The sequence below is a fragment of the Sinorhizobium sojae CCBAU 05684 genome (assembly GCF_002288525.1).
Classification (GTDB): domain Bacteria; phylum Pseudomonadota; class Alphaproteobacteria; order Rhizobiales; family Rhizobiaceae; genus Sinorhizobium; species Sinorhizobium sojae.
This window is the reverse complement of sequence record NZ_CP023068.1, coordinates 512,584-537,282: the sequence shown is the minus strand read 5'-3', so window position 1 is coordinate 537,282 and position 24,699 is coordinate 512,584. Positions and strand designations below refer to the sequence as shown.

The window sequence follows — 24,699 nt, the reverse complement described above, 5'->3', positions numbered from 1 at the left end:
ATTCCCTCATTGAAGCATCTTGTCGATCAGGCCACGCGGCCCCGACACCTGTTTCTTGTTACGGTAAAGCAACATGACATGCTCGGCTTCCGAAAGTCCATCCTCCGTAGTACGCTCGGCATGTTCCTCCACTATTGCGGCAAGGGCAGCATCCCGCGGGTAAAGCACGGTGAACTTCTGGCGCACGCCGCGCAAGGTCTCCTCGCCAAGGGTCAGCCAATCGCCGCCGCAGTAATTGACGAAAGCCTCGCTGGCGACGACGCTGTGGCCGTATTTCTTCGTCAGGCTCTGCAGCCGCTGCACCTCGTTCACCGCCGAGCCGAAGACTGAAAAGGTCAACCGGTCCCGAAGCCCCACATTGCCGAACATGACATTGCCCACATGCAGCCCGATGCCGAAGCCGATCGACTCGCGACCAAGCTTTTTCCGCTCTGCATTGAGGGCGGCCATGCGCGCACTCGCGGCGCCGACGGCCGCAAAAGCCTCACGGCTGGCCAACTCAGACGGCTCCCTGTGCCTGCCGCACGGATAGACGGCGATGAAGCCGTCGCCAACGAAACTCAGGATCTGACCGCCATTTCGATTGAACGGAGTGGCGATTGCGTCGAAGAAGCCATTCAGCGTGTCGATATAGGCCTGCCGTCCCTCCTTCTCCGCCAACATTGTGGAATCGCGCATGTCGGCCATCACGAGGGCAGCGCGAACCGTCTCGCCATCGCCGCGCCTGACCTGTCCGCTCATGACGCGTCGTCCGGCATTGGCGCCGAGATAGGTCGTCAGCATGTTGTCGGCGAGTTTGCCGAGGACGGCGACCTTCGCGGCGATTGCCAGATGGTTCTGGAGCCGCAACAATGCCGCGATGACGTCGTCGCTGAAGCCGCCGTGGCGATCCGTCGTCCAGGAGCCGACCATGCCATGCTCTGACTCTGCGCCGAGTGGCTGCATGAAGGCGATATAGTCGGTCGCGCCCTGCTCCTTCAGTTCGTCAAAGATCGGAAACTCCGACGGTTCGGATGGGTCGATGCGCCTTCGTACATGGTCGAGATTGTTGCTGAGCAGGTAATAATAGGGGCTCTGCAGAAAGCGCTCCGGATTGCGTGCCAATTCCTCATGGCGCAGCCCGGTCACCTCGATGCCCCTGCCGCGCCACCAGGTAAAGCCGAGAGCATCGTAAAGCGGGTGCAACATCGAGAAGGACAGATGGACGCGCATCAACGGCAGCCCAGCCGCCGCGAGCCTTTCGCAGAAGCCGCGGACGATCGTCTCCAGCGTTTCGTCGCTGAGCGACGTACGCATGAGCCAATCCGCAACCTTGTCCAGCAGGATTTCGGAAACATTGCCATCGGTCTGGCTCATCGCATGTCCTCATCGTTGCGGTGGCGGCCGCTCCTGCTAGCCGCCAACGGACCGGCGAAGGGGATCGCCTGCCTCGGGGCAGCATCAAAGAATCTTGCACCGTCGAAATAGAAAGGCTCCTGCCGCAGACGCGGCAGACTCGTTCGGCGACCGGGTGCCGCCCGTCCCCCGCAGATATTCACGGCCGGACAGGATTTCCAGGTACCTCCGCAATTTTTCGATCGCAGCGCGAATCTTACACGAATCCCCCACTCCGTTCACACCCCCGAATTGCCGGGGTCTGGGCGGAACGTGCCGGCCCGTGCTTGACTTGAGGCTGCATAATCGCCAACAAAACGGAACCGAAATGGCGGCCGCACCGTGCCAGATCGACCGCCTGCGAAAACTGGAAGCTTATCTTGACCTCCCCTCATCACGACCGGCTCCTCGAATCGATCTCAGCGCGCACCGCCCATGTCGGCGTCATCGGATTGGGCTATGTCGGCCTGCCGCTCGCCATCGCCGTCGCGCGCTCAGGCTTTCCGGTAACGGGCTTCGATATCGACCCCGCAAAGATCGTCGCCCTCGACGACAGGTGCTCCTATATCGAGGCGGTTACGGACGACGCTCTCGGCCGCGAAGCGGCAGCCGGACGCTTCCGCTCAACGACCGATTTTGCCGTCCTCGGCCTCTGCGACGTAATCTTGATCTGCGTGCCAACGCCGCTCACCAAGCACCGCGATCCCGACCTCTCCTACGTGGAAAAGACGTCCCACTCTATCGCCAAGACCTTGCGGCCTGGCCAGCTTGTCGTGCTGGAGTCGACCACCTATCCCGGGACCACCGATGGCGTTGTGCGCGCGATCCTGGAGGAGACGGGACTGAAATCCGGCACCGACTTCTTCCTCGGCTTCTCGCCGGAGCGCGAAGATCCCGGCAACCGCGCCTTCGAGACGGCCAGTATTCCAAAGGTGGTCGCCGGCGACGGTGCGCTCGCGGCGGCGCTCATGGAGCGGTTCTATGGCGCCGTGGTCGCCTCTATCGTTCCGGTCTCATCCAATGCGACGGCCGAGGCGGTGAAGCTGACGGAGAACATCTTCCGCGCCGTCAACATCGCGCTCGTCAACGAACTCAAGGTCGTCTACGAGGCGATGGGCATCGACGTCTGGGAAGTGATTGAGGCCGCCAAGACGAAGCCATTCGGCTACATGCCTTTCTATCCCGGCCCCGGGCTCGGCGGACACTGCATCCCGATCGATCCCTTCTATCTCACATGGAAGTCGCGCGAATACGAATTGCCGACCCGCTTCATCGAACTTGCAGGCGAGATCAACTCGGCCATGCCCCGCCACGTGGTCGGGCGGCTCGCCGAAGCGCTCGACCGCCGGCAGGGAAAAGCGCTGAGCCGATCCAGCGTGCTCATCATCGGCCTTGCCTACAAGAAGAATGTCCCGGACATTCGCGAGAGCCCGTCGCTCAGGCTGATCGAACTCATCGAGGAACGCGGCGGCAAGGCTTCCTTCCACGATCCGCATGTGGACGAAATTCCCTCTACCCGCGAATATCTTTCGCTGAAGGGACGCCGGTCTGTCGCCTTCGACGAGGACACTATCCGCCGTTTCGATGCCGTGCTGGTCGCGACGGACCATGACGCCGTCGACTATGCCGCCCTCGCCCGCTGGGCACCGTTGATTGTCGACACGCGCAATGTCTTTGCGCGCCGAGGCCTCTCGGCGGAGCACATTCTCAAGGCATGACGGAAGAGCCGGCGACCCCGCTAGGGAACCGCCCCGGAAAGGTCGCCTTGAGGTTCTTTGCCGCCATCGCATAGCCGCCGGCGGCACCGTCGATGAAATGCATGTGATCGCGACTCATCGGCGTAGGAACGATGCAGGTCATCAGCGCCGAGTCCTGCCGATGCAGCCCGTAACGGCAAACACCTGCTTCCACCCCTCGCTTCAGCCGCTCCTCAATGCGGCGCAGCCGTTCGGCGCTGACGTCGATCGTCATCTTGAGCCCGTCATCGAACTTGCGGAAATCGGAATTGCTGGCGAGATCGTGCTTGTATTGCTCGACATCGAATTTGCCGAGATTGAGACCCAGCCGGAAGCACAGGAAGAGCACGAGGCTTTGCAGCGCGATCCAGGACCAGGCGAGCGGCCGCCAGCCACCGGACGCTACGGCGCGCGATTCGACCGTTATGCCCTTGATCGACAGATGCGGTTCCGGGCCGTCTTCAGGCACCGGGTGCCCCGCCCGCTCCTCGCCCTCGGCCAAGGCCACGATGTCGCCGATCAGGGCCTGGAATTCGGGGCCGCTGCCGCGCTCGCCCGGCAAGGCGATGATCGAAACGATCGCGCCGTGCCTGGAAACAATCGGGTTCCAGCGGCAGGAGAGGCCCGTCAGGTCGGGCCTCGTGCCGGGCGGCGCCGCCTCGACCTGGTAGCGACCTGCCTTCATCTCGGCTTCCGCCCAGCTTGCGCCGCCGCCGGAAAACATGGCGTAAGTGACCTCCTCGCTAGCCTTGAAGCGGGCCACGCGCATGTCGAGCCCCTGTGCCCGAACGTCGGAGACGGGAACCAGCGCGGCGCGCAGTTCGAGACCGAGTTCCTCCGCCGCCCAGGTCTTGGCAGCAGCGAGCGCCGACCGCGCCTTGACCGCCATCACCGCCGGTATCGCGGCAAGTGCCCCGTCGCCGCCGAAGACGAACGCCAGGTTTCGCTCGTCGAGCGCATTCATCAGCGCCGATATCACGCTGGCACCCGCGGTGTTGACGCTCTTGTACTTCCCGTCTGCAATCGCGCTGGTGGAATCGACGATGTCGGCAACGGCGAGCAGCCAGCCTTCAGGCAGGGGCCTGTAGTTCGCCTCGTCGGCAACGCCTTCGAACGCCTCGAAAAGCGGAAGGTTGTCGTAGAACTGCATGTCAGCTGCGTTAGCCATGGATGTCCATACCTTTCAACCGATCGATTGGGTCGTGCATTGCCAGCACTCCCGTGTGACACCAATTTCGCCCTCCTATCGCGATCATACCGATGGATAAATCACGTTGGTGCGTGAAAACCGAGTTTCAAGAGGGTTTCTCTCGGCCGTACCAGAAATGCCGAATGCCTTGCAGGACCATGATAATCTGTGCTTGTCTAGTTGGCACGCTAAGGCAAGGGGCCCGAGGCGGGCAGGATAAAGCCGGATTGGAATGCAGGAAGAAACCTTTCGCGTGAGGTTCTGGGGCGTACGAGGCAGTTTGCCGGTCTCCGGTGAGCAATTCCTGACCTATGGAGGCAATACGTCCTGCATCGAAGTCCGCTACGGTAACGAGGTGCTGATCTTCGACGCCGGTTCCGGCATACGGGAAGCCGGACTGTCGCTGATGGGGGAAGGCGTATCGAAATTCGATGTTTTCTTTACCCATAGCCATTACGACCATATTATCGGCCTGCCCTATTTCAAGCCGATCTACCGTTGCAGCACGGCGGTGCGTTTCTGGTCCGGCCACCTTCACGGGCAGATGTCGACCCGGGAGATGGTCAACGAATTCATGCGGCCGCCGTGGTTCCCGGTCGGCACCGGGATTTGCGAGGCAAGCCTGGACTGCGTCGACTTCCGGCCGGGCGATACGCTTTCGCCCCGGAAGAATGTTTCCGTCCGGACGATGAGCCTCGTTCACCCAGGCGGCTGCGTCGGCTACCGGGTCGATTGGGGTGGCCGCGCGGTCGCGCTCATCTATGACACGGAACACGAGCCAGGTATCCTCGATCCCGCGCTCCTCGATTTTATCGCCGGCGCGGACCTTATGGTCTACGACTGTACCTATCTGGAATCGGAGATGCCGACCTATCGTGGCTTCGGCCATTCGACCGGCATGCACGGCTCACGCCTGGCAAAGGCCGCCGGCATTCCGCGGCTTGCTATGTTCCACCACGACCCTTCGCGCACCGACGCGGCGCTGGCCGCGATGGAACAGGAAGTGCAGGCCTTCTTCCCCGGGGCATTCGCCGCTCGCGACCGCCAGATTATCGACCTATGAACTCGGCGACGCTGCGCCAGCGGCAGGCCGGGTGCGACGCGGTGACCTCGAACAGTTTCGACAGGAACGCCCAGACGCTCTCGTCGTGAACCAGGTGGTGGGCAAGGATCCCGACCGTTCCCTCGCCGCTACTTAGCTCATCGAGCCGCCGCAGGATTTCCTGAACGAGCTGCGCGTAGTCTCGGCCGCCGCGCGTCCCCCGCCAGTCGATCACGTCCACATGCGTATTGATGATCGCGAGCCCCGGCCGGCGAATGGCGGCGGCTTCACCGGCGCCCTCCGGGCCGAAGACAGAGAGCGCCCTGAAACCGATATTGGCGAGTTCGGCGATTACCCCCGCATCGATGCGGTTCCACGGCGGAACCAGCAGCGGCACGAAGGCGCTGGGATAGAGCGTGCGCAGGCGCGCATATCCGGTGCTCAGTTCCGCGACGACCGTGCCGCTCGGCCGGTGGGCTCCAAGCTCCTGCCGCTTTTCTCCCGCCGAGGCGTGGTTTTGGTGCGACCAACCGTGAACCGCGACACTGATGTTGCGGCGCCCGGCGAGGCAGCGCGCAAGGCGCTCGTCGGTATGCGCCGGGATGACTGCCAACGTCGCCGGCACCGAGAAGCGCTCCGTCAGATCGAGCAACCGGTGAAGCGCCGCGGTCGGTTCGACTGCATCGTCGTCGCGCAGCCAGAAATCGACACTCTGCCCGGCATCCTGTAAATGGTCGAGCCGTTCAATCAACGCTTGCCAAGCGGAGTGCCCGGTCATGGCTTGCTCCTCACATAGCGGTCGAAAATCTCGCCTAGGCGCCGGGCGGCGGCCGGAAGCGAACGTTCCTCGAACACGAAACGGCGCGCCCGTTCGCCGCACTCAACCAAAAACGTCTCGTCATCGAGATATCTCCGAATCGCCGCAGCAAGAAGCCCAACGTCCCCCGCCGGCGTCAGAAGCCCCGTCTGGCCCTCCCTGACGACAGCAGGCACGCCTGCCGTCCTTTGCGCCACGACGGGCAAGCCCGCCGCCTGCGCCTCGAGATAGGAAAGCCCGTAGGCTTCGCCGCAGCCCGGCCAGACATAGAGATCGGCGCCAGCCAGCATCCCGGAGATCGCCTGCGGCTCCGTCTCGCCGGCCCAGTCGAGCCGCTCTGCCGGGAGGGCGGAAAAGGCGTCAGACACCTCCGCGCGGGCGGGACCGTCCCCGACGACCGTCAGCGTCCAGGGCAGATCGACGAGGTGCTCCAAGGCGCGCGCCAGCATTCGAAAGCTGTCCATCTTGTCGCCCGGGCGCATCATTGCAACCGAGATCAGCCGGAAGCCGCCGTTCTTTCTTCTTTCCAGCTTCTCGAAGGGCGCCACGTCGATGAAGGGCGCAAGCATCGCGTAGCGCCCGTCCGGGATTGCGCTCTCCAGTCCATCCCTATCTCGCTGCGTGAAGCAGATATTGACCGCCGCCTGCCGAGCGCCGGCGACCACCTCGTCCTGGGCAAGCTTCCAGGCGCCGTGACCGCGACGGGACGAAAAGGAGCTTTCGGCCGTCACATAGGGAATGGAAAATTCCGCCGAAAGGCGCGAACCGATCAGGTCCGGGGACTTGTAGTAAGTGTGATAGCAGAACCATGCATCGGGTGCGCCGCCCTGCCGCCAGAGAGCGCGAAGGCGCGCAATCTCCAGATTCGCCTGAAGGCGCAGCGCCGAGAAATCCGCATGAGAGGCTTCGCGCGAAAAGCTTCGCAAGCGCGAAGCGATGTCGACCTCATGGCCCGCCCGTTGCAGCGCTTCGATGAGCATGCGCGCCATCTGCCGGTCGCCCGAGGGGACCGGGTGGTCGGGGGATTTCAACGGCGCATAGAACGCGATCTTCATTGCGCGCGCAGCTATCCCGCCTTCCCGATCCCATGTCAACAGCACGCGCGAGCACTCCCGCGCTCGCAGGACCAATCACTCAACCTGCCGCCGCGGCCCGGACGGATTTCCCAGGCTCATGCCGGTAGCCGAGCTTTTCCGAAAGCTCTCTCGCCGCCTCGGTCAGAACACGGAGATAGGCATCGCGATTGCGCAAGCCATCCTCCTTCGGCGCGACGAGGCATAGGGTCGCGATGCAGATTTCGTCCGCATCATAGACCGGCACGGCGAAACAATGGGTGAAGCTGTCGACGATGCTGTTGAAGGTGAAATAGCCGTTCCTTTTGGCTTCGCGGACTTGCGCGATGAATTCCGCCGGATCAAGCCTGTTGCCGTTCGGCAGCAGGTAATCCTCTTGCGGAATAAAGGCCAAAATCTCCTCGTCGCTCATGTGGTCCACAAGCAACCGGCCGGAGGCGGTCCACGGAATGGCGACCGGCTCTCCGATATTCGTCGAAATGCGAAAGGGGCGGCTTCCCTCGTTCATCAGAACGACGGCATATTTATTGCCTTCCAACTGGCACATCTGCGCGGTTTCGCGCGTCTCTTCGGCAATCCGTGCGAGCAGATGCTCGGATTCGCGGATAAGGTCGAACTGCTCGGCATAGGCCGCGCCGAGGAAATAGAGCCTGCGGCCCAGGAAGACGCGCCCGTCGTCACCCCGATACTCGAGTACGCCCTGGCGGAGGAGCAGATTGACGAGTTCATAGACCGACGAACGCGGTGCCTCGATCCCCTGGGCGATTTCGTTCGGGCGGAGCGGCTGGCGCTGCAGGCGCAGAAAGTCGAGGATTTCGAAGGCCCGGTCGAGCCCGCGTGCCCTGCGGTTGATTGTGTCTGCGGCGTCCGTCATCGCACCCTCGATTTCGATCGGAGCAGGACGAGATCATCCCGCCCCGGCCAATTGGAAGTTCACTTCATTTAACCTTGTAGGCGATGCAGTCAACTTCGACCTTGCAGTCGACCATCATGCGTGATTGCACACAGGCGCGTGCCGGAGGGTTTTTGCCGAAAAATTCGGCATAGACTCCGTTGAAGGTCCAGAAGTCGCGCGGGTCGTCGAGCCAGACGCCAACACGGACCACGTCATCGATCCCGTAGTCTGCCTCATCGAGTATGGCGATCATGTTTTCGATTGCCTTGCGGCTTTCGGCAATGATGCCGCCGCCGATGATCTCGCCGCCCTCCATGGCAACCTGGCCCGAGACATAGAGCCAGCCATCCGCCTCGACGGCGCGTGCAAAAGGGAGGGCCTGCTTGCCGGCACCGGTTTCGCCCGTTCCATAACGCTTGATCGTCACACGTCACTCCACTTCTTCGTTTGTCATTTGGATGGTCAATTGAAGGATGATGTCTTCAGGAATTCCGCCAGCCGCTCCGTCTTCGGCTTCACGAACATCTCGCGCGGATCGCCCTCCTCGCCGATCCGCCCCTGGTTCATGAAGATGACCCGAGACGACACTTCATAGGCAAAGCGCATCTCGTGCGTGACGATGAGCATGCTCATACCGTCCTCCGCGAGGGCCTTGATCACCTGCAGCACCTCGTTGACGAGCTCCGGGTCGAGCGCGGATGTCACCTCGTCGAAGAGCATCAGCCGCGGGTTCATGGCAATGGCGCGGGCGATTGCGACGCGCTGCTGCTGCCCACCGGACAACTGGCCGGGATAATGGTCGATGCGGGAGCGTAGACCCACCCGGTCGAGCCATTTTTCGGCAAGCGCCCTCGCTTCGTCGCGCCCCATCTTCTTCACTTTGACCAGGCCGAGCATGACGTTTCCCGCGGCGGTCATGTGCGGGAACAGATTGAACTGCTGGAAGGCCATGCCCGTCAGGGCGCGCTGTCGGGCGATCTCCCGCTCCGGCTTGCGGCGGCGCACCCCGCCAACCGTCTGATAACCGATTTCCGCACCATCGATGGTGATCGTGCCAGCCTGGAACTCCTCGAGCATGTTGATGCAGCGGAGCATCGTCGTCTTGCCGGAGCCGCTGGAGCCGATAATGCTGATCACCTCGCCTTGGCGCATCGAGCAATCGACGCCTTTCAGGACCTCGACCGAGCCGTAGCGCTTGTGAAGATCACGAATTTCTAGAAGATTGGTCATCGAGTCCTCACGATGGAACGGCGGTCTTGCGCTCGACGTAGCGGCCGAAGCGCTCGATCCCGTAATTGATGACGAAATAGAGGAATCCCGCGAAGAAATAGAATTCGAGGCTCATGAAGGTGCGGGAGATCACTTCCTGCGTGCGCAGCAAAAGCTCGGCCACGCCGATGATCGAAAGCAGCGTCGAGGCCTTGACCATCTCAGCCGCCGTGTTGACCCAGGCCGGTAGTGCCTGACGCAGCGCCTGCGGCCCCAGCACATAGGCGAAGGTCTGCGGGAAGGTGAGCCCGATCGCCTTTGCGGCTTCGGTCTGGCCCTTGGGGATTGACTGAAGCGCGCCGCGCACCAGTTCACCGACATGCGAGCTGCAGAAGACCGCAAGCGCCAGTATGCCCGCCTGGAACGGGCCGAGATCGATGCCGACAGTGCTCAGGACATAGTAGCTTGCAAGCACGAGAACCAGCACCGGCGTTCCGCGGATGAAATCCGTATAGCCGCGCACCAGCCATTGGAGCGGCCTCACGCCATAGGTGAGCGCCAGCCCGACAAAAACGCCCAGCACCGTCCCGACGACGATCGACAAAAGCGAGATGGAAAGTGACACACCAAGGCCCTTGAGGAGCGGAATCCGCGCGACCCAGAGCTGATCGAGAAAGGAGAAGTCCATTAGAGTCACCTCGGCACGGCGAGCCGCCGCTCGACGGCGCGCATCAGCGCGGCCAGCAGCGAGCAGGTTGCGACATAGAGGCAACTCGCGACGATCCAGGTCTCGACGACGCGGAACGTCTCGACATTGATCTTGCGTGCCTCGAAGGTGAGTTCCGGAACCGCGATCGCAGCGGCGAGCGACGTGTCCTTGAACAGCGATATCAGGGTACTGCCGAGCGATGGCAGGACGTTGCGTAGCATGAGGGGAATGATGATCGAGGTACGGATCTGCAGTTCGGTCAGTCCGATCGCAAGCCCGGCTTCGCGCTGCCCCGGCGGCACGGCGAGGAGACCGCCGCGAAAGACCTCGGCGAGATAGGCGCCGGCATAGATCGCGAGCGTCAGCACGAAGCTCTCGATCTTGCCGAGGCGGACGCCGAGCTCCGGAAGGGCGAAGTAGCTGAAGAGGACGAGAACCAGGATCGGCGTGTTACGGATCACCGTGACATAGAGGCCGGCCGGCTTGCGCAAGAGAGTGCTTTTCGAGACCAGGCCGAAGGCCGTAATCAAACCGATCGCGCATCCGGCGAGGATCGCCAATGCCGCCAGGCCGAGACTAAGCGCAAGCCCCTGCAGGAGAAGGTCGAAGGAGCGCCAGACGGCCGAAAAGTTCAATGTATAGGTCATGCGCGATAGCCCGTTAGGACCGAGTGGCTGGCAGTTCCGCCGGTCGACGGGACTGCCAGTGGCTGCGGCTTACTTGTATTCGACCGGGAAGCCGATCTGCGGCGGCGTCAGGTCCTTGCCGAACCACGTCTTGAAGGACTTGGCATAAAAGTCGAACTCGACCCCCGTCATCGCCTCATGCAGTGCCGTGTTGACGAAATTCAGCCAGTCCTGGTCGCCGCGCTTGACGCCGCAGGCATAGGTCTGCGGGTTCCAGCCATAGCCGGCGTCCTTATAGCGGTCCGGGTTCTGGGTCATGTACCAGGCTAGCGAGGATTGGTCGGTGGCGGCTGCATCGGCTCGGCCGGATTCGAGCGCCTGATAGATCAGGTCCACGGATTCATATTGGTCCACGCTCGCCTCCGGCAGCGCGGAGTGGACCATGTCCTCCGCATAGACGTTCTGAAGAACCGAGACGGTGACCGACGAGCCCCCAGACTTCAGTGCATCGTAGTCGGCATATTTGCCATCGGCCTTCAGCATCAGGCCGACGCCTTCGCGGTAATAGGGAATGGTAAAGGCGATTTGCTGGGCGCGCTCACCGGTCACGGTCATGAACTGGCAGGTAATGTCGACTTTCCCGGTGGTGATGTTCGGGATGCGCGCGTCCGACGACTGATTGACGAACTCGATCTTGTCCGGATCGCCGAACAGCGCCTTGGCGATGATGCGGCCCATATCGACATCGAAGCCCTGCAGATTGTCCTCGGCGCTCTTGAAGTGCCACGGCGCATTGGTGCTGCCGGTACCGAGTATCAGATGCCCGCGCGCCAGAACCTCATCGAGCTTGCTGGCAGGCTGCTGTGCCATGGCGGGCATGGTGGCGAGCGCGGCGACCGCGAGGCCGGCGGCGAGCGTGAATGTCTTGATCATCAGAGATCTCCCCTGTTTTGTTCCCGGTGATTATGCAGTCCACTATATTAGACATGCGTCCTTAATAACGGATTGACGTATGAAATGCCTCAGTTCATAACTTGTCAAGCGGGATCGGGAAGATTCCCGCGCCAAGCTGACGTCAGGAAAAACGAGGCCCGCATGACCCTGTCGATCGAAACGCCTGCCGTGCTGGTCGACCTTGATGTCGCTCGGCGCAATGTCCTGGCTTTCCAGGCCTACGCCGACAGGCACGGCATACGCGTGCGTCCGCATATCAAGACACACAAGCTGCCGCAGATGGCCGAGCTCCAGCTTGATGCCGGAGCCGTTGGAATCACCTGCCAAAAGGTGAGCGAGGCGGAGGCGATGGTTGAAGGCAGCGCCCGCATCAGGGACGTGTTGATCACCTACAATATCCTCGGGGAAGAGAAGCTGACGCGGCTCGAAAGGCTGAATACGCGGGTGACCCTCAGCGTGGTCGCCGACAACCGGACCGTCGTTGAGGGCCTATCGGCCCATTTCGCCCGCACGGAAAAAACGCTTACCGTTCTCGTCGAATGCAACACCGGCGCGGATCGCTGCGGTGTGGCGACCCCTGCCGAGGCGGCCCGCCTCGCCCGCCTTATCGCCGACGCTCCGGGATTACGCTTCGGCGGCCTGATGACCTATCCGCCGGTCGGCGCTGCGGCACAGCTGGAGTCCTTCATGCGCGAAGCAAAGCGTTTGATAGAGGCGGATGGCCTCGAGGTGCCATCGATCACGTCCGGCGGCACTCCAAGCATGATGCAAGCGGCGGAAGCGCCCATCGCGACCGAATACCGGCCGGGCACCTATGTCTACAACGACCGCTCGCTCGTCGTACGCGGGGTGGCAACCTGGGAGGACTGCGCCCTCACCGTGCTTGCGACTGTCGTCTCGGTTCCGGCGGAGAACAGGGCAATCATCGACGCCGGCAGCAAGGTGCTCACCTCAGACCTTCTCGGCCTGACCGGCTATGGGCATGTGCTCGGCCGCGACGACATCCGCATCGATCAGCTTTCGGAGGAGCACGGCAGGCTCGTTTCCGACGGCCCGATCGGCCTTGCCGTTGGAGAGCAGGTCCGCATCGTTCCGAACCATGCCTGCGTTGTCACCAACATGTTCGACGCCGTGCACATCTTCGAGGGCGGAGTGCCGAAGGAAAAATGGGTCGTGGTGGCACGCGGTCGGGTTCTCTAGCACCTCGGCCGGGCAAGCGGAGATTCAAAGAGTTACGGCGGTCTTTGGCATTTTAAAAGACGCGCGGCGCTTTCGGGCGGCCGCCAGCTCTCAGGGGGCCAGCCCGCAAACGCGAGTGTATTAGCGTAGCCGCAAATGCAGTATTGTTGTCCGATCCGCCCGGCCGGCGCGGCGGGATCGGAGAGAAAGGAATTTCCAGAAACCATCCATGGAAGGAGAGAAGTTTTCACGAGCCGCGGCCACAGCGTCACGGCTTTGCGTTGCAATAGTGCACTAAATTGATAGGTTATCTGGTAAACAACGGAGGTCGAGATGAGCTCGAATAGATTTGCCGGATTTCTGAAATTAGCGCTTGTTATCGGAAGCATGCAGCTTGGCGCTGCCGGGCTCGCACAGGCGGACATTACGATCCTCAACGTCTCCTATGATCCGACGCGGGAACTTTATAAGGACTTCAATGCCGCCTTCGCCGAAAAGTGGGAGGCGGACACCGGTGAAGCGGTAACCATTCAGACCTCCCATGGCGGCTCCGGCAAGCAGGCCCGCTCCGTCATCGACGGTCTCCAGGCGGACGTGGTGACGCTCGCCCTCGAGGCCGACATCGACGCGATCGCCGCAGCCACCGGCAAAATCCCTGCCGATTGGAAAACCCGGCTCGATAACAACAGCGCGCCCTACACCTCGACGATCGTGTTCCTCGTACGCAAGGGCAATCCAAAGGGCATCAACGACTGGGGCGATCTCATCCGCGACGATGTCCAGGTGATTACACCGAACCCGAAGACCTCGGGCGGCGCGCGCTGGAACTTCCTCGCTGCCTGGGCCTGGGCGCGCGCGGCAAACAACGGCGATGAGTCAAAGGCTCAGGAATATGTGGCCGAACTCTTCAAGCACGTTCCGGTGCTTGACACCGGCGCAAGAGGAGCGACGACCACCTTCGTCCAGCGCGGTCTTGGCGACGTGCTGCTCGCCTGGGAGAACGAGGCCTATCTTTCGCTCGAGGAACTTGGCCCGGACAACTTCGACATCGTCACCCCGTCGATTTCGATCAAGGCGGAACCGCCGGTCGCGCTGGTCGATGGCAATGTCGACGGCAAGGGCACGCGCAAGGTGGCGGAAGCCTATCTCAATTATCTCTACAGCGATGCCGGGCAGAAGATCGTGGCCAAGCACTACTATCGCCCCTACAAGCCTGAGGCGGCCGATCCCGAGGACATCGCCCGGTTCGCTGAGGTGAAGCTCGTCACCATCGACGACTTCGGGGGCTGGAAGCAGGCCCAGCCGAAATTCTTCGCCGATGGCGGAGTTTTCGACCAAATCTACAAGCCGGGACGATAAGATCCGATGGCCTCTCGCACACGCATGCGATGGCGGTTTCGGCAGCCGAGCGTCATTCCGGGGTTCGGATTGGCGCTCGGCGTCACACTGACATGGCTCACCCTCATCGTTCTTATTCCGATTGCCGGTCTTCTTTGGCGCTCGAGCGGCCTCGGTTGGTCGAAGTTCATCGCGCTGACACTTGACGAACGTACTGTCAACGCGCTGACGATCAGCTTCGGCACCGCGTTCATCGCGGCGATCGTCAACCTCGTCTTCGGCGTCGTCCTCGCCTGGGTTCTGGTGCGCTACCGCTTCCCCGGCAAACGCGTGATCGACGCCATGGTCGATCTACCCTTCGCGCTGCCGACCGCCGTCGCCGGCATTGCGCTCACGACGCTTTATGCGCCGAACGGCTGGATCGGCGCGGTCCTCGAACCACTCGGCATCAAGATCGCCTTCACCCCGGCCGGCATCATCGTCGCCCTCGTCTTCGTCGGCCTGCCCTTCGTCGTCCGCACGGTGCAGCCAATCATGGAGGAAATCGACAAGGAGGTCGAGGAAGCGGCCGCGACCCTCGGCGCCAACCGCTTCCAGACGATCAGCCGCGTGCTGCTGCCGGGCCTGTTGCCGGCCGGCTTGACCGGCTTCGCGCTCGCCTTCGCCCGCGGCGTCGGCGAATATGGTTCGGTCATCTTTATTGCCGGCAACCTGCCCTATGTATCGGAGATCGCGCCGCTGCTGATCGTGATCCGGCTCGAGGAATTCAACTATCCGGCGGCGACCGCGATCGCCGCGGTGATGCTGCTCCTCTCTTTCATCATGCTGCTGGTCATCAACATGATCCAGGCCTGGAGCAGACGGAGATATGGCCATGGTTCATGATTTCAGCCCGGCACCGGCCACGGCACCCTCCCTGCTCGTCGGCGCGGCAACGTCGGAGAGCCGGCTCGCCCGCTCGGTGCTGATCACGCTCGCACTCGGCTTCGTCGCCCTCTTCCTGCTGCTGCCGCTCGCCACCGTCTTCATCGAGGCGTTCCGCAAGGGGCCGGCGGAGTTCTTCGCAGCACTTGCCGATCCGGAGACCATCTCCGCCGTCTTCCTGACGCTGACTGTCGCCGGCATCGCCGTTCCGCTCAATCTCGCCTTCGGCGTGGCGGCCGCCTGGGCGATCGCCAAGTTCGAGTTCAAGGGCAAGGCGTTCCTGACGACGCTGATCGACCTGCCATTCTCCGTGTCGCCGGTCATTTCCGGTCTGGTCTTCGTGCTGCTTTTCGGCGCCAACAGCGTGCTCGGGCCCTTTCTCCAGAGCTTCGGCATTCAGATTCTGTTCGCCGTTCCGGGACTGGTGCTCGCCACTGTCTTCGTCACCTTCCCCTTCGTCGCGCGCGAGTTGATCCCGCTGATGCAGGAACAGGGCACGAGCGACGAGGAGGCGGCGCTGTCACTCGGCGCCAGCGGCTGGCAGACCTTCTGGCATGTAACGCTGCCCAACATCAAATGGGGCCTGCTTTACGGCGTGCTCTTGTGCAATGCTCGCGCGATGGGCGAGTTCGGCGCCGTCTCGGTGGTTTCCGGCCATATCCGCGGCCAGACGAACACGATGCCGCTGCAGGTCGAGATCCTCTACAACGAATACAACTTCGTCGCCGCGTTTGCGGTCGCAGCACTCCTTGCGCTTCTGGCACTGGTGACGCTCGTCCTGAAGACGGCGCTTGAACTCCGCTACAGCGACGAGATCGCTGCCAGCCGCAGGCATTGAAAGGTCCATTCCGCCATGGAAGTCCGCGTCCAGAACATACGCAAGGAATTCGGCCGCTACCCGGCGCTCGAAGACGTTTCGCTCGACATCGGCTCCGGCGAGTTGATCGCGCTGCTCGGCCCCTCCGGCTCCGGTAAGACGACGCTGCTGCGGCTGATTGCCGGGCTCGAGAGCCCCACCGACGGCGTGATCTTCTTCGGAAACGAGGACGCGTCGAAGAAAAGCGTGCAGGAGCGCAATATCGGTTTCGTCTTCCAGCACTACGCGCTGTTCCGGCACATGACGGTGCTCGAAAACGTCTCCTTCGGGCTAAAGGTCCGACCCGCCAGCAGGCGCCCGTCGGCCGCGGAGATTCGCCGCAGGGCGCTTGGCCTTTTGGAATTGGTGCAGCTTTCAGGCCTCGAAAAACGCTATCCGGCGCAGCTTTCCGGCGGCCAGCGCCAGCGCGTGGCGCTCGCCCGCGCCATGGCGGTGGAACCCAATGTGCTTTTGCTCGACGAGCCTTTCGGCGCGCTCGACGCGCAGGTCCGCAAGGAACTCCGCAAGTGGCTGCGCGACATCCACGACCGTACCGGCCACACGACCGTCTTTGTCACCCATGACCAGGAGGAGGCACTGGAGCTTGCCGACCGCGTCGTGGTGATGAGCAAGGGTGCGATCGAGCAGGTGGGGACACCCGACGAGATCTACGATCACCCGATCTCGCCCTTCGTCTATGGCTTCATCGGTCAGTCGAATTGCCTGAACGTGGCGCTCTCAAATGGCGAGATCTGGTTCGAGGATCGCCCGATCGGCCTGCGCGCGGCGAACGAACCGGATGGCCCGGCAACCCTCTATTTCCGCCCGCACGACGTCGAACTGATCGACGGTTGCGGTGGCTGCCTCGCCGGACTCGTCACCGCCAGCCGGCGCGTGGCGGGCACACGGCACCTGGAACTGGACCTCGGCCGGACCCAGCCTCCGGTCGAGATCGAGTTGCCGCCGGAGCGCGCCTCTTCGACCGACCACACCCGCATCGCCTTCCGGCCGACGAAATGGAAGCTCTACCGCGCTGAGTGCGATTTGGCTGTCGCACCGATGCCGGCGGAACCAGCACAGGTAGAACTCGCACAAACCGGTACGTAACAGGATATTCAACGGTTCGCTTAGTACTACAGTTGTAAATGACCTCGCTTTCTGTAGTGGGCGAGCATAGCCTGAGCCTGATGGTTTCGTCGCCAGAGAGACCAGGCGAGAACGAAAGCCCTTTTTGCGGGCTTTCGCATGATCTGTGCACGCGAATTTCGCATGAAGCCGTCCGCCAGCCGACTGGCCCGAAAAGAAATCATGATTTCTTGACGTGGTCGCCTGCAGCGGAAGCACCTGAGCATGACCAATCGCATACTTTTGTAGGCAGCCGATCGTGAACTTGGCAAAGAAACGCTCATTTACTCGCCGATATCTTAAGGCTATCCGGCTGGTATTCGAAGAGTGTAGTTTCTTCTGGCCGAGGTTGGAGGTCGATATGGGAGCGGATAGACTTGTCCCGGTGGTGAGCCGAGCTCTTGTGATTGGAATCCTGCAGCTCGGCTCTATCGGCCTCGCTCTCGCCGATACGACGATCCTGAACGTGTCCTATGACTCGACGCGGAAACTCTTCAAAGAATTCAATGCCGCCTTCGCTGAAAAATGGGAGGCGGATACAGGCGAGGCGGTGACGATCCGGACCTCCCATGGGGGCTCGGGCAAGCAGGCGCGCTCCGTCATCGACGGGCTGCCGGCGGACGTGGTGACGCTGGCGCTCGAGGCCGATATCGATGCGATCGCCGCGGCGACCGGCAAGATCCCAGCCGATTGGAGAACCCGCCTCGAAAACAACAGCGCCCCGTACACCTCGACGATCGTCTTCCTCGTCCGCAAGGATAATTCGAAAGGTATCAAGGACTGGGGCGACCTCGTCCGTGACGATATCCAGGTGATCACGCCCAATCCGAAGACCTCGGGCGGCGCCCGCTGGAACTTCCTCGCCGCCTGGGCCTGGGCGCGAGCGGAAAATAACGGCGACGATGCCAAAGCGCAGGAATATGTGGCGCAATTGTTCGAGCATGTACTCGTTCTCAACACCGGCGCCTGGGGGGCGATGACCACATTCGTCCAACGCGGATTTGGGGATGTGCTGCTTGCCTGGGAGAACGAGGCCTATCTTTCGCTCGAGGAACTTGGCCCGGACAAGTTTGAGATCGTCACGCCGTCGATTTCGATCAAGGCGGAGCCGCCGGTGGCGCTGGTTGACGGCAATGTCGACCGCAAGGGCACGCGCAAGGTGGCGGAAGCCTATCTCAACTACCTCTACAGCGATGTCGGACAGAAGCTTGCGGCCAAGCATTATTACCGGCCGTTCAAGCCGGAATTCGCCGACCCCAAGGACACCGCGCGCTTCGCCGATCTCAAACTGGTCACCATTGACGAATTCGGCGGTTGGACGGAAGCTCAGCGGAAGTTCTTCGCCGACGGCGGGGTTTTCGACCAGATCTACAAGCCGGGGCGGTAAGATTGCATGGCCCTGGCAGCCGAGCGTTTGAGCCGCAGGCATTGAAAGGTCCAAAGATCCATGGAAGTCCGCGTCCAGAGCCTACGCAAGGAATTCGACCGCTTCCCGGCGCTTGTCGACGTTTCCCTGGATATCCGCTCCGGCGAGTTGATCGCGCTGCTTGGCCCCTCCGGCTCCGGGAAGACGACGTTGCTCAGGCTCATTGCCGGTCTCGAAAGCCCGACCGAGGGCACGATCTTCTTCGGCGCCGAGGACGCATCGAAGAAAACCGTGCAGGAACGCAACATCGGTTTCGTCTTCCAGCACTACGCGCTTTTCCGGCACATGACGGTGCTCGACAACGTCTGCTTCGGCTTGAAGGTGCAGTCCGCCGCCCGCCGCCCGCCCCCCGCCGAGATCCGCCGCCGGGCGCTCGACCTTTTGGAACTGGTGCAACTCTCCGGACTAGAAAAGCGCTATCCGGCCCAGCTTTCCGGTGGCCAGCGCCAGCGCGTGGCGCTCGCCCGCGCCATGGCGGTGGAACCCAATGTGCTTTTGCTCGACGAGCCTTTCGGCGCGCTCGACGCGCAGGTCCGCAAGGAACTCCGCAAGTGGCTGCGCGACATCCACGACCGTACCGGCCACACGACCGTCTTTGTCACCCATGACCAGGAGGAGGCACTGGAGCTTGCCGACCGCGTCGTGGTGATGAGCAAGGGTGCGATCGAGCAGGTGGGGACACCCGACGAGATCTACGATCACCCGATCTCGCCCTTCGTCTATGGCTTCATCGGTCAGTCGAATTGCCTGAACGTGGCGCTCTCAAATGGCGAGATCTGGTTCGAGGATCGCCCGATCGGTCTGCGCGCCGCAAACGAACCGAGCGGGCCGGCAACCCTCTATTTCCGTCCCCACGACGCCGAGCTCATCGAGGGTTCCAGCGGCTGCCTCGCCGGCCGCGTCACGGCGAGCCGGCGCGTCGCGGGCACGCGCCACTTGGAACTCGATCTCGGCAAGACACAGCCTTCGATCGAGATTGAGTTGCCGTCCGAGCGCGCGTCCTCGGCCGACCGCAGCCGTATCGCGTTCCGCCCCACTAAGTGGAGGCTGTTTCGCAGTGAGTAGCCGAACCCTATCATTGAGCGTGAGCGATCGGAGGCTGAATTCCAGGGCCGGCAAGAATTTCCCGGATGTTCGTGGAAGAGGATCTCGACACCGGCGCCCGGGCGGCAACGGCCACCTTCGTGCGACGCTGCCGCAGGCACTTCCGTTTCAGCTAAATCCACGACGCCGGCGACTTTGGCAGCCGGCCCTCGGGATCGACGACGTCGAGTTTCGGTCCATTCTTGCCATTCCAGCGCCAGAGCGCGGCACAGGTGCCGCCGGGTGACATGAAGGATGGGTAGATCACGCCGTGAAACCCACGGGCGACGAGGTTCGCGTGCACGGTGTGCGTCTGCGGCGCCACTCCCCGGTCAAGTTCCTCGCGCCATTCGCAGCGGTGAATGGTGTCCTCGAGGCCAAGCTCAGCAAGCACGTGGGCGTCGGTCAGGTCCGCGAGTTTCGCGTCACGCAGTTCCAGCTTCACGATAAGCGCCGGATGCTGGACGAAACCCTGGTTGTATTCCGCCCAGGCGGTGGAAAGCTCGCGCGCCGCATAGATCGTCGGCGTGCCGACCGGGTTCCATCGGCCGCCGAAGCGCGCGGCACCTTCGCCGGAGAGGGGCATGTGGGCCCAGCGCGGCACGAAGGCGCGCCAGAGCGCCATCGGCTCGGCTGGCGTCATCAGGAATAGACGCCGGCGCGCACGGACTCGAGATAGGCAAGCACCTTATCGGCCTTGCCTTCGCCCACCAGGTCATAGGCCGTCTTCCCGGCCCAGCCCGGGATCGGCTGATGCTTGAACCAGATGACGGCACGGGTCTCGTCCCCCGCCATTTCCGATGCCATTGCAAGGATGCGCACGACCTGGCTCAGCGCGCTGTCGACCTTCCGCACCCCGGACTTGGCGGTCAAGGTGTTGCGGGCGACGCCGATCAGCTTGGCGAGTTCCGCGAGCGTCACGCCCAGCCGGTCGGCAACCAGGCGGGCCGACAGATACTGCGAGTGGTCCTCTCCGAAGCGCGCAGCGGTAATGTCGAAATCGACAGCGATCATGACCAATCTCGATCCTGTTTTGATCAGCTTGATGTTAAAATAGGATCAAATTCTGATCAGTTCAAGCGCAAGCAGAGCTCAAGCGCGCCAGGACGGCTCGCGGCGCTCGAAAAAGGCCGATACCCCTTCCCGTGCTTCGTCCGTCTCCCAGGTATCGGCGAGTCGCTCGATCGTCGCGGCAATGATCGCATCGGTGATGGGAGCACCTAGCGACCGCGCCAACCGCTTCGCCCGCCCGGCTGCTGCGGGAGCGGCGGCAAGATAGGATAGGGTTTCGGCTTCGATCGTGGCGTCCAACTGGGCGGCATCGACAACCGCCGTCACCAGCCCTGCGGTCGTCGCCTCTTGCGCTTCGAAAAGCCGCCCGGACATGAACAGTGGCCGGGCTCTTCCCTCGCCGATCCGGGCAACGACATAAGGACTGATCGTGGCTGGGATCAATCCGAGCCGCGTTTCCGTCAGGCCGAACTTCACCCCCTTCGCCGCAATGACGGCGTCGCAGACGCTCATCAGCCCGACGCCGCCGCCGAAGCTATTGCCGTGCACGCGCGCGACCAGCGGTTTCGGCAGTTCATTCAGCGCCTTGAGCATCATCGCCAGCCGCGTCGCCTCGGCGATCCGCGTCTGCCGATCCGCGGCAAACTGCTCGCGCATCCACTCGAGATCGCCTCCGGCGCAGAAACTCTTCCCTTCGGCATCGAGCACGACCGCGCGCACTGCGGCATCGCCACCGAGCCTAAAGGCTGCGTCGGTGAGTTCGCCGATCATCACCGCGGAAAGGGCATTGTGCTTTGCGGGCCGGGCAAGCGTCAGCCGGGCGATACCGCGATCGTCGACGGCATATCGAATCGTCTCACAGGTCATGCGGCACCTATCAAGGACCGGGCGAAGGCTGCAGCGTAATCGAGCTTCTCCCCGTCGAGACCGGTCGAAAATCCTCTCTTCAGCAGGAAGGCGTTCACCGCGAGCGTGTCGACATTGCCCGCCGCCCCCGGCGCATAGGGGCAGCCGCCGAGCCCGGCCACGGCGGCGTCGAACACTCTCACCCCATGATCGAGGGCAGCGGCAATATTGTCGAGCGCCCGGCCGGACGTGTCATGGAAATGGCCCGCGAGCTTGCTCGCGGCAATCTCCCCGAGCACCGCCGAGAGCATTGCATCGACGGCTTCCGGCGTGCCACGCCCGATTGTGTCGCCGAGACTGATTTCGTAGCAGCCGAGATCGGCAAGATGCCACGCGACGCGCAAAACCGCCTCCGGCGCCATGGCGCCTTCGTAGGGACATTCGACGACGCAGCTCACATAGCCGCGCAGAGGGATACGGCGGTTGTGGGCCGCTTCCGCGACCGGGCGAAACCGCTCAATGCTGTCGGCGATCGAGCAGTTTATGTTCTTCCTGGAGAAGGTCTCGGAGGCCGAGGCGAAGATCGCCACCTCGTCGGCACCGGCGGCGATCGCCGCCTCGAACCCTTGCATGTTGGGCGTCAATGCGGCGTAGCGCGTGCCCAGGCGCCGCCTGATCCCCGACATCACGGCCGGCGCGTCGGCCATCTGCGGCACCCAGCGCGGGCTTACGAAGCTCGTCACTTCTATTCGTTCGTAGCCGCAATCGGAAAGAAGGTCGACGAGCCTGATCTTGTCGGCGGTGTCGACGAGGCGCGGCTCGTTTTGAAGGCCGTCGCGGGGCGCCACCTCGACGATCGTGACATGTCCTGCCTGCTGCTCGGTCATTCCGCAGCCTCCTCTTGTAACGTCACGAGCACCGTGCCCTCGCTGACCTGCGCGCCCTCGGCGACGAGTACACTCGCGACGATTCCTTCGCGCGCCGCCGAAAGGGTCAGTTCCATTTTCATCGCCTCCATGACCACCAGCGGCTGGCCTTTGGCGACGGACTCGCCCGCGCCGACCCGGACCAGCTTGATCAGCCCCGGCATCGGCGCGATCAGTTCGTCGTCCGCGATTTCTCCGCCGTGTCCGCCCGCAAAATGGTCCGGCAACTGGAACGTCAGGTTCCGACCATCGACAAACAAGGTCAATGTCTCGCCCTGCCGAACGAAGCGCAGCGCCCGCCGCCGCCCAGTTACCTCGACACTGGCGCCGTCCTCGAAACGCTCCAGCACCAGCACGGGAAACGTGCTGGTACCCGCATGAACCGCGAACTGGTCCCGTCCGCGCGCCTTCAGCGTCACGACCGAGCGTCCGCCCCCATGGTCGATCGTGACGGTCCGGTCCGCGTCGCCCCAGATCTGCCAATGGCCGAGCGATAGCCATGGATCGTTGGAGGCGATCGGCCGGAGCACACCGATAGAAACGATTGCCGCCAGCGCCAGTTCCTCATTGTCCGGCGTGATCGGCGCTGTCAGCCGCTCGATCTCGCGGTCGATCAGTCCCGTGTCGGGTCTTCCCGAACGGAAGTCGTGCTCCTCCGTCAGCCGGATGAGAAAGTCGAGATTGGTCGCCGTCCCTCCGATGCGGCTTTCCTTGAGCGCCGCCTGCAGACGGGCGAGCGCTGCCGCCCGATTGGAGCCGTGCACGATCAGCTTGGCGATCAACGGATCATAAAAGGGGGTGATTGTATCCCCCCGCCGCACGCCCGAGTCGATCCGCACTCCTTCGTCCGGAAAGCTCAGATGCTTCAGTTCACCCGTTGCCGGCAGGAAGCCCCTGGCGGGATCTTCCGCATAGATCCGCGCCTCGAAGGACCAGCCATCGATGCGGATATCCGCCTGTCTTTTCGGCAGCGGTTCGCCGGCGGCGACGCGCAATTGCCATTCGACCAGGTCGAGACCGGTGATCGCCTCCGTCACCGGATGTTCCACCTGCAGTCGCGTATTCATCTCCATGAAATAAAACCGGTCCGGCAAGAGCCCATTCGTCACATCGGCAATGAATTCGACCGTGCCGGCCCCGACATAGCCGATCGCCTGCGCCGCCCTGACCGCGGCGTCGCCCATGGCGCGGCGCACCTCTGCCGTCATGCCCGGCGCCGGGGCCTCCTCAATCACCTTCTGGTGACGCCGCTGCAGCGAGCAGTCGCGCTCGAAGAGGTGAACGATGTTGCCGTGGCGATCGCCGAAAACCTGCACCTCTATGTGGCGCGGCCGCGTCAGGTATTTCTCGATCAGGACCGCGCCGTCGCCGAAGGCGGCCTTCGCCTCGCGGCGCGCCGATTCAAGCGCCTCGATGAACTCCTCCCGCCGCTCGACACGCCGCATGCCTTTGCCGCCGCCGCCGGCTCGTGCCTTGATCAGCACCGGATAGCCGATTTCGGCCGCCCGTCCTGCGAGGAAGTCCGCCTCCTGCACGTCGCCGTGATAGCCCGGTACCACCGGAACACCGGCGCGCTCCATCAGCGCCTTGGCCGCGTCCTTGAGGCCCATGGCACGGATGGCATCCGCGGGCGGGCCGACGAAAACCATGCCGGCCGCCTCGACTGCTTCGGCGAAGTCGGCATTTTCCGAAAGGAAACCGTAACCCGGATGGATGCCATCCGCGCCGACGCGTCGCGCCGACGCGATGATCCGCTCGATCGAAAGATAGCTGTCGGCGGCCGAGGCCGGCCCGATCCGTATAGCTTCATCCGCCAGCGCCGCATGCATCGCCCCGTCATCGGCATCGGAATAGACGGCGACGGTGCGCACGCCGAGGCGATGGGCGGTGCGAATGATGCGGCAGGCGATCTCACCGCGATTGGCAATCAGGAGCTTCGAAACCATGCGCCTCACTTCCGCTTCACTGCGCCGCCACCACTTCGACCTCGAGCAACCAGGCCGAATCGAAGATGCCGGTGATCACGACTGTCATCGCCGGCGCCAGAGCGCCGAGATATTCTTTGCGGATCTCCCGGTTTTCAACGACGTGCTGCCTGTCGGCCAGATAGGTCGTCACCTTGACGACATCGGTCTTGGACATGCCCGCGGCCTTCAGCTGCGCATCGACGTTAAGCCACACCTGTCGCGCCTGCGCCGTAAACCCCTCCGGCACGGCGTCGTCCGACGTCATCGGAATCTGACCGCTGACAAAGAGCAGCCGGCCGAAGTTCTCGATGCTGACCGCCTGCGAGTAGCCGCCGCTGGGCTGCGGCGCATTCATGGCATTGATATGGTCGCGTTTCATCCCAGGCCCCTCCAT

General features: G+C 62.9%; 25 protein-coding genes. 9 read left to right on the top strand and 16 right to left on the bottom strand.

Annotated elements, in window-relative coordinates; translation table 11 throughout:
- Positions 1-6 precede the first annotated feature (6 nt).
- Positions 7-1,356 (bottom strand): adenylate/guanylate cyclase domain-containing protein, encoded by a 1,350-nt coding sequence (locus SJ05684_RS20160; RefSeq protein ID WP_034855472.1) that lies wholly within the window; start codon positions 1,354-1,356, stop codon positions 7-9.
- A 398-nt stretch (positions 1,357-1,754) separates the two neighbouring features.
- Here SJ05684_RS20160 and SJ05684_RS20155 point away from each other — a divergent pair, with 398 nt between their 5' ends.
- Positions 1,755-3,092 (top strand): nucleotide sugar dehydrogenase, encoded by a 1,338-nt coding sequence (locus SJ05684_RS20155; protein ID WP_034855470.1) that lies wholly within the window; start codon positions 1,755-1,757, stop codon positions 3,090-3,092.
- Here SJ05684_RS20155 and SJ05684_RS20150 read toward each other — a convergent pair.
- Entirely contained in the window at positions 3,082-4,278 is a 1,197-nt protein-coding gene (locus SJ05684_RS20150) for a DUF3095 domain-containing protein (protein ID WP_050980043.1), read from the bottom strand. The genes SJ05684_RS20155 and SJ05684_RS20150 overlap by 11 nt on opposite strands.
- Before the next feature lie 253 nt (positions 4,279-4,531).
- Between SJ05684_RS20150 and SJ05684_RS20145 the strand changes: the two genes are divergently transcribed.
- Entirely contained in the window at positions 4,532-5,362 is an 831-nt protein-coding gene (locus tag SJ05684_RS20145) for an MBL fold metallo-hydrolase (RefSeq protein WP_034855469.1), read from the top strand.
- Here the strand turns inward: SJ05684_RS20145 and SJ05684_RS20140 are convergent.
- From SJ05684_RS20140 to SJ05684_RS20105, 8 genes are all read right to left on the bottom strand, one after another.
- On the bottom strand, positions 5,349-6,119 hold the full coding sequence (locus SJ05684_RS20140) for a polysaccharide deacetylase family protein (protein WP_034855468.1): 771 nt from the start codon (positions 6,117-6,119) through the stop codon (positions 5,349-5,351). The genes SJ05684_RS20145 and SJ05684_RS20140 overlap by 14 nt on opposite strands.
- Positions 6,116-7,213 (bottom strand): glycosyltransferase family 4 protein, encoded by a 1,098-nt coding sequence (locus SJ05684_RS20135; RefSeq protein ID WP_034855467.1) that lies wholly within the window; start codon positions 7,211-7,213, stop codon positions 6,116-6,118. The genes SJ05684_RS20140 and SJ05684_RS20135 overlap by 4 nt, the downstream gene beginning before the upstream one ends.
- Before the next feature lie 79 nt (positions 7,214-7,292).
- Positions 7,293-8,105, bottom strand: a complete 813-nt coding sequence (locus SJ05684_RS20130) for an IclR family transcriptional regulator (RefSeq protein ID WP_034855466.1) — start codon at positions 8,103-8,105, stop codon at positions 7,293-7,295.
- 64 nt (positions 8,106-8,169) lie between these two features.
- Entirely contained in the window at positions 8,170-8,553 is a 384-nt protein-coding gene (locus SJ05684_RS20125) for a RidA family protein (protein ID WP_034855465.1), read from the bottom strand.
- A gap of 35 nt (positions 8,554-8,588) precedes the next feature.
- On the bottom strand, positions 8,589-9,356 hold the full coding sequence (locus tag SJ05684_RS20120) for an amino acid ABC transporter ATP-binding protein (RefSeq protein ID WP_034855464.1): 768 nt from the start codon (positions 9,354-9,356) through the stop codon (positions 8,589-8,591).
- Between the two features lie 7 nt (positions 9,357-9,363).
- Positions 9,364-10,023, bottom strand: a complete 660-nt coding sequence (locus tag SJ05684_RS20115; RefSeq protein WP_034855463.1) for an amino acid ABC transporter permease — start codon at positions 10,021-10,023, stop codon at positions 9,364-9,366.
- Positions 10,024-10,028: 5 nt separating this feature from the next.
- Positions 10,029-10,691, bottom strand: coding sequence for an amino acid ABC transporter permease (locus tag SJ05684_RS20110; protein ID WP_034855462.1), 663 nt, complete (start codon positions 10,689-10,691; stop codon positions 10,029-10,031).
- A gap of 69 nt (positions 10,692-10,760) precedes the next feature.
- Positions 10,761-11,603 (bottom strand): transporter substrate-binding protein, encoded by an 843-nt coding sequence (locus SJ05684_RS20105; protein ID WP_034855460.1) that lies wholly within the window; start codon positions 11,601-11,603, stop codon positions 10,761-10,763.
- Positions 11,604-11,765: 162 nt separating this feature from the next.
- Between SJ05684_RS20105 and SJ05684_RS20100 the strand changes: the two genes are divergently transcribed.
- The 7 genes from SJ05684_RS20100 (at position 11,766) to SJ05684_RS20070 (ending at position 19,537) form a co-directional block, all read left to right on the top strand.
- Positions 11,766-12,824 carry a D-TA family PLP-dependent enzyme gene (locus SJ05684_RS20100; RefSeq protein ID WP_034855458.1) on the top strand — a complete coding sequence of 353 codons (1,059 nt, stop codon included), beginning with the start codon at positions 11,766-11,768 and terminating at the stop codon, positions 12,822-12,824.
- Positions 12,825-13,136: 312 nt separating this feature from the next.
- Positions 13,137-14,162: a sulfate ABC transporter substrate-binding protein gene (locus SJ05684_RS20095; RefSeq protein ID WP_034855457.1), complete on the top strand. Its 1,026-nt coding sequence runs from the start codon at positions 13,137-13,139 to the stop codon at positions 14,160-14,162.
- Positions 14,163-14,168: 6 nt separating this feature from the next.
- Complete coding sequence (cysT, locus tag SJ05684_RS20090) at positions 14,169-15,026, top strand: sulfate ABC transporter permease subunit CysT (protein WP_034855454.1); 858 nt, start codon at positions 14,169-14,171, stop codon at positions 15,024-15,026.
- Entirely contained in the window at positions 15,016-15,903 is an 888-nt protein-coding gene (gene cysW / locus SJ05684_RS20085) for a sulfate ABC transporter permease subunit CysW (RefSeq protein WP_034855452.1), read from the top strand. Before cysT ends, cysW begins: the two co-directional genes overlap by 11 nt.
- Before the next feature lie 15 nt (positions 15,904-15,918).
- On the top strand, positions 15,919-17,028 hold the full coding sequence (locus SJ05684_RS20080; protein WP_095694329.1) for a sulfate/molybdate ABC transporter ATP-binding protein: 1,110 nt from the start codon (positions 15,919-15,921) through the stop codon (positions 17,026-17,028).
- A 379-nt stretch (positions 17,029-17,407) separates the two neighbouring features.
- Positions 17,408-18,433 carry a sulfate ABC transporter substrate-binding protein gene (locus SJ05684_RS20075; protein ID WP_034859896.1) on the top strand — a complete coding sequence of 342 codons (1,026 nt, stop codon included), beginning with the start codon at positions 17,408-17,410 and terminating at the stop codon, positions 18,431-18,433.
- A 60-nt stretch (positions 18,434-18,493) separates the two neighbouring features.
- Complete coding sequence (locus tag SJ05684_RS20070; RefSeq protein ID WP_095694328.1) at positions 18,494-19,537, top strand: sulfate/molybdate ABC transporter ATP-binding protein; 1,044 nt, start codon at positions 18,494-18,496, stop codon at positions 19,535-19,537.
- A gap of 151 nt (positions 19,538-19,688) precedes the next feature.
- Here the strand turns inward: SJ05684_RS20070 and SJ05684_RS20065 are convergent, their stop codons facing one another.
- The 6 genes from SJ05684_RS20065 to SJ05684_RS20040 form a co-directional block, all read right to left on the bottom strand.
- The gene (locus tag SJ05684_RS20065; protein WP_050979983.1) at positions 19,689-20,198 is read right to left on the bottom strand and encodes an RES family NAD+ phosphorylase; all 510 of its coding nucleotides are present in this window, start codon (positions 20,196-20,198) and stop codon (positions 19,689-19,691) included.
- Entirely contained in the window at positions 20,198-20,569 is a 372-nt protein-coding gene (locus SJ05684_RS20060) for an antitoxin Xre/MbcA/ParS toxin-binding domain-containing protein (protein WP_034854360.1), read from the bottom strand. The genes SJ05684_RS20065 and SJ05684_RS20060 overlap by 1 nt, the downstream gene beginning before the upstream one ends.
- A 78-nt stretch (positions 20,570-20,647) precedes the next feature.
- Entirely contained in the window at positions 20,648-21,433 is a 786-nt protein-coding gene (locus SJ05684_RS20055) for a crotonase/enoyl-CoA hydratase family protein (protein ID WP_034854361.1), read from the bottom strand.
- Complete coding sequence (locus SJ05684_RS20050; RefSeq protein WP_034854362.1) at positions 21,430-22,299, bottom strand: hydroxymethylglutaryl-CoA lyase; 870 nt, start codon at positions 22,297-22,299, stop codon at positions 21,430-21,432. The genes SJ05684_RS20055 and SJ05684_RS20050 overlap by 4 nt, the downstream gene beginning before the upstream one ends.
- The gene (locus SJ05684_RS20045; RefSeq protein ID WP_034854363.1) at positions 22,296-24,284 is read right to left on the bottom strand and encodes an acetyl/propionyl/methylcrotonyl-CoA carboxylase subunit alpha; all 1,989 of its coding nucleotides are present in this window, start codon (positions 24,282-24,284) and stop codon (positions 22,296-22,298) included. The genes SJ05684_RS20050 and SJ05684_RS20045 overlap by 4 nt, the downstream gene beginning before the upstream one ends.
- A gap of 16 nt (positions 24,285-24,300) precedes the next feature.
- On the bottom strand, positions 24,301-24,684 hold the full coding sequence (locus tag SJ05684_RS20040; protein ID WP_034854364.1) for a RidA family protein: 384 nt from the start codon (positions 24,682-24,684) through the stop codon (positions 24,301-24,303).
- Positions 24,685-24,699: the final 15 nt, after the last annotated feature.

Coding starts and splice junctions, on each gene's coding strand:
- cysW (WP_034855452.1), top strand. CDS start 15,016: ATGGTTCATGATTTCAGCCCGGCACCGGCCACGGCACCCTCCCTGCTC.
- SJ05684_RS20045 (WP_034854363.1), bottom strand. CDS start 24,284: ATGGTTTCGAAGCTCCTGATTGCCAATCGCGGTGAGATCGCCTGCCGC.
- SJ05684_RS20115 (WP_034855463.1), bottom strand. CDS start 10,023: ATGGACTTCTCCTTTCTCGATCAGCTCTGGGTCGCGCGGATTCCGCTC.
- SJ05684_RS20160 (WP_034855472.1), bottom strand. CDS start 1,356: ATGAGCCAGACCGATGGCAATGTTTCCGAAATCCTGCTGGACAAGGTT.
- SJ05684_RS20050 (WP_034854362.1), bottom strand. CDS start 22,299: ATGACCGAGCAGCAGGCAGGACATGTCACGATCGTCGAGGTGGCGCCC.
- SJ05684_RS20055 (WP_034854361.1), bottom strand. CDS start 21,433: ATGACCTGTGAGACGATTCGATATGCCGTCGACGATCGCGGTATCGCC.
- cysT (WP_034855454.1), top strand. CDS start 14,169: ATGGCCTCTCGCACACGCATGCGATGGCGGTTTCGGCAGCCGAGCGTC.
- SJ05684_RS20140 (WP_034855468.1), bottom strand. CDS start 6,119: ATGACCGGGCACTCCGCTTGGCAAGCGTTGATTGAACGGCTCGACCAT.
- SJ05684_RS20075 (WP_034859896.1), top strand. CDS start 17,408: ATGGGAGCGGATAGACTTGTCCCGGTGGTGAGCCGAGCTCTTGTGATT.
- SJ05684_RS20060 (WP_034854360.1), bottom strand. CDS start 20,569: ATGATCGCTGTCGATTTCGACATTACCGCTGCGCGCTTCGGAGAGGAC.
- SJ05684_RS20110 (WP_034855462.1), bottom strand. CDS start 10,691: ATGACCTATACATTGAACTTTTCGGCCGTCTGGCGCTCCTTCGACCTT.
- SJ05684_RS20070 (WP_095694328.1), top strand. CDS start 18,494: ATGGAAGTCCGCGTCCAGAGCCTACGCAAGGAATTCGACCGCTTCCCG.
- SJ05684_RS20065 (WP_050979983.1), bottom strand. CDS start 20,198: ATGACGCCAGCCGAGCCGATGGCGCTCTGGCGCGCCTTCGTGCCGCGC.
- SJ05684_RS20100 (WP_034855458.1), top strand. CDS start 11,766: ATGACCCTGTCGATCGAAACGCCTGCCGTGCTGGTCGACCTTGATGTC.
- SJ05684_RS20130 (WP_034855466.1), bottom strand. CDS start 8,105: ATGACGGACGCCGCAGACACAATCAACCGCAGGGCACGCGGGCTCGAC.
- SJ05684_RS20040 (WP_034854364.1), bottom strand. CDS start 24,684: ATGAAACGCGACCATATCAATGCCATGAATGCGCCGCAGCCCAGCGGC.
- SJ05684_RS20105 (WP_034855460.1), bottom strand. CDS start 11,603: ATGATCAAGACATTCACGCTCGCCGCCGGCCTCGCGGTCGCCGCGCTC.
- SJ05684_RS20150 (WP_050980043.1), bottom strand. CDS start 4,278: ATGGCTAACGCAGCTGACATGCAGTTCTACGACAACCTTCCGCTTTTC.
- SJ05684_RS20095 (WP_034855457.1), top strand. CDS start 13,137: ATGAGCTCGAATAGATTTGCCGGATTTCTGAAATTAGCGCTTGTTATC.
- SJ05684_RS20145 (WP_034855469.1), top strand. CDS start 4,532: ATGCAGGAAGAAACCTTTCGCGTGAGGTTCTGGGGCGTACGAGGCAGT.
- SJ05684_RS20080 (WP_095694329.1), top strand. CDS start 15,919: ATGGAAGTCCGCGTCCAGAACATACGCAAGGAATTCGGCCGCTACCCG.
- SJ05684_RS20135 (WP_034855467.1), bottom strand. CDS start 7,213: ATGAAGATCGCGTTCTATGCGCCGTTGAAATCCCCCGACCACCCGGTC.
- SJ05684_RS20120 (WP_034855464.1), bottom strand. CDS start 9,356: ATGACCAATCTTCTAGAAATTCGTGATCTTCACAAGCGCTACGGCTCG.